This is a genomic window from Borreliella afzelii (assembly GCF_014202295.1).
GTDB classification, from domain to species: Bacteria; Spirochaetota; Spirochaetia; order Borreliales; family Borreliaceae; genus Borreliella; species Borreliella afzelii.
On sequence record NZ_JACHGM010000026.1, the window covers coordinates 1 to 2957 of the forward strand.

The window sequence follows — 2957 nt, forward strand, 5'->3', positions numbered from 1 at the left end:
TTGGTTTTAGTTGAATTTTCTAGTGTATTTTTTAGAATTTTATTTTCATCTATTACTTTTTGATAATCTTTTAGTAGTTTAAGAATGAAATCTGTGCCCCCGTTATTTAAATTAAGATAATTATTAATGTCCATGAAATCCTCTCCTTACAAGTGTTACTTTTAAATTAAGTAAAAGTAATAAAAATATATAAAAATAGCAATTTCTATTTTACCAAAAACTTAAAATTTTAGTCAAATTATGGTGCTTCTCATTGCATGCAGAATTTGGGATGTAGAGTGGCTGTAAAGAGTAGAAGTGTCAATTTCTAAGGGGGGCAGATAAGAAAGATAGTATACTTTAACTGATATATAGCAAATACTCTGAAATTTAATTTGTATGTGTTTTGTGATCTTTTGTAATGACCCCATCATTTGCAATGGAGAGATTTTTAAGAGTTGGTTAAAATTACATTTGAGTTTTGTTACTATGTAATCCGAAATGTAACAAAATTAAATATTTAAATCTGTAAAAAATTGAATTTATTAGAGATTGTGTTATGTTTAGCCTTACGGAGTAACTTATGAATAAAAAAATGATAATGTTTATTGTTTATATTGTTTTTGCACTGATAATTTCTTGCAAGAATTATGCAAGTAGTAAAGATTTAAAAAATCTAGAACAAAATGTAGAAGGAAAAGTTAAGGGATTTTTAGAGGCAAAAAAAGAAGAGTTGATTGGTGGTTTAAAAAAGCTTGGAAGAGAAGTTTCTTCAAAAGTTAAAGAAGAATTAATGCAAGCTGAAGAGCAAGTAGCTCAAGGTGTTTCTGAAGATTCAAAAGCAAAAGAAGAGATTGAAGAAAAAATAAAAGGATTAAAGGAAAAAATAGATAAATCAGATGATAAAACTCCTCTTGGAAAATATTCTGAATATGAAGAAGAGGTAAAAAAAATAAGAGAAGAATTAGAGAAAACTTTAAAAGATAAAAAAGAAGAGAAAGAAAAACTTGCAAGTGAATTAGAAACTCTTGAAAAAACTTTAAAAGAAAAAATAGAGAAAAGAAAAAAAGCCTTAGAAGAAGCCAAACAGAAATTTGAAGAGTATAAAAAACAAGTTGAATCTGCAACTGGAGTAACTCATGGGCAGCAAGTTAAAGGGCAAGGGCAAGTTGGACAGCAAGCTTTAAAATCTGCTAATGAGTTAGGATTTAAAAATATGACTAGTTCTAGCAGTAGTGATACTAGTAATATGACTAAAGAAATAATAGAAAACGCACTTAAAAAGATTGAAGAAGAACTCCAAAAGGTAGAAGTTAAAAAAGAATAAAATAAATGGTTTTATAAGCGTAAATTATGAAAAACAAGACTATTAACTAGTCTTGTTTTTATTTATGAGTATTAAGTTCGCTAAAATGCTTAGTTAAATTTAATATTAAACATTTTTCAGTAGTTATTGTATTTCCTCCTTTGCTAAAATTTTAGCATATATAAAAGGAAGTTATAAGTTTATGTTAATAAGTCAAAAGGTATTGTTTAAGATATTATGTTTTTGCTATATTATTATATAGATAATATGCATGTTAATGAAGTTTCAGATTTTTATGATAATTTAGATAAGGAAACAAAAAAGGAAATACATAAGCTATATAGAACCACTCAACCAACCCTGGGGCAAAAAAGACGAATATATAGCACTTATGAAGCGATACAAGAATACAAAAGAAAAACTGGTAAAAGTATTAATGAGATAGTAAATGACATTGTAAAGCCTACAAAAAAATTTATTAAAGACGTTCTGAAGGATAAATGTGTAATAGACAATGTAATAGACAAACATAAAAATTCCCAAAATATTAAGGTTGATTTTAGCTACAGGGAAGAAATGCTAGAGGAATGTTTGGTGAAATTAGGAGAAGATAAATCCGCCAATTTTTTGCTTTATGTTCATATTATTCTTGATAATATGAATCAAGAAATACTAAACCCAGAACCATTACATGTGATTAACCCATTTATAGATACATTATTCACCAGTATGCACTACTATGACAAGGGAATTTTCACAAGTAATAATCTTATAAAAAGAATAAAAAAGTTTTTAAAACATATGGAGCCAAGTTTTATCAAAATGCAATAAATTAGTGAACTGCTATTTCTAAATCAAAGATTATGGAAATAGCAGCGAGCTAAATCAATAAAAGCCAATAAATATAAATACTCCTCAATAAATATCAAGAAGTTATCAGTTTATGTTAACAATTTGTTAAATTGCTTTACTATTTAGAGTAACAATTTGTTAACTTTGTTACTTTGGGGCAATGCTTTTGAAAAAAGTTAAGCGATCTTTTGATGATTATGTTGCATATTTTAGAGAAGGCTCATTAAGTGATAAAGAAATAGCGGCTAGACTTGGGGTTTCTAGAGTAAATGTGTGGAGAATAAGACAAAAATGGGAAAGTGGCGAGATTTCTGTTAATGAGGACTCTACAGTGACAATTAGTGAAGATACTTTTGAACACCTTGTAGCACAAACTTTTAAATCAGAAGTTAAAGCTAAAAAAGTTAAAGGCGAATTAGACTTAGAGCGCTCTAATTTAGAATTAGGATTTATACGAGCATTCAAGCAATATTCTAGTATTGAGTTAGCTAGTATGATTTCAAAAATAGACGATTTAAGATTTAAAATTGACTCTTTGAATAAACAATGTAACAAAAAAAATGCAAAAGCTGTTAATGAAAATATTAATTCTTTAAAAAGTGAGCTTAATGAACTTATAAAGGAGTGTTCAATAAGAAAAATGGAGCTTTACTATGAATGTATGAAAAGACTTGCTGCTGCTCATGAAGTGGATAATAAAAGTAATTATAAAAGTAGTAAAGGATACAAGTGAACTTATATCAAACAAAACTTTTTACAACACTCCAAAAGCAATACAAAAATCAGTTTGGAGTTGATATATCACAATTTGTTAAGCCAA

Annotated in this window: 3 protein-coding genes and 1 pseudogene; 3 read left to right on the forward strand and 1 reads right to left on the reverse strand. The window is 27.4% G+C overall.

The features are described from left to right. Nucleotides 1-134: pseudogene (locus HNP63_RS06990) on the reverse strand (site-specific integrase); the annotation flags it as partial. A gap of 428 nt (nucleotides 135-562) precedes the next feature. Here HNP63_RS06990 and HNP63_RS06490 point away from each other — a divergent pair. The 3 genes from HNP63_RS06490 to HNP63_RS06500 all read left to right on the forward strand — a co-directional run bounded on the left by HNP63_RS06490 (nucleotide 563) and on the right by HNP63_RS06500 (nucleotide 2870). Further along, a complete protein-coding gene (locus HNP63_RS06490; RefSeq protein ID WP_183227661.1) occupies nucleotides 563-1306 on the forward strand; it encodes a hypothetical protein in 744 nt (247 codons plus the stop codon). A gap of 216 nt (nucleotides 1307-1522) precedes the next feature. Continuing rightward, nucleotides 1523-2116, forward strand: coding sequence for a DUF643 domain-containing protein (locus HNP63_RS06495; protein WP_183227663.1), 594 nt, complete (start codon nucleotides 1523-1525; stop codon nucleotides 2114-2116). Between the two features lie 187 nt (nucleotides 2117-2303). After that, nucleotides 2304-2870: a DUF603 domain-containing protein gene (locus HNP63_RS06500; protein WP_183227665.1), complete on the forward strand. Its 567-nt coding sequence runs from the start codon at nucleotides 2304-2306 to the stop codon at nucleotides 2868-2870. Nucleotides 2871-2957: the final 87 nt, after the last annotated feature.

Bases quoted from the DNA above. Each gene is read 5' to 3' on its own strand.
- HNP63_RS06495 (WP_183227663.1), top strand. From the start codon at position 1,523: ATGTTTTTGCTATATTATTATATAGATAATATGCATGTTAATGAAGTT.
- HNP63_RS06490 (WP_183227661.1), top strand. From the start codon at position 563: ATGAATAAAAAAATGATAATGTTTATTGTTTATATTGTTTTTGCACTG.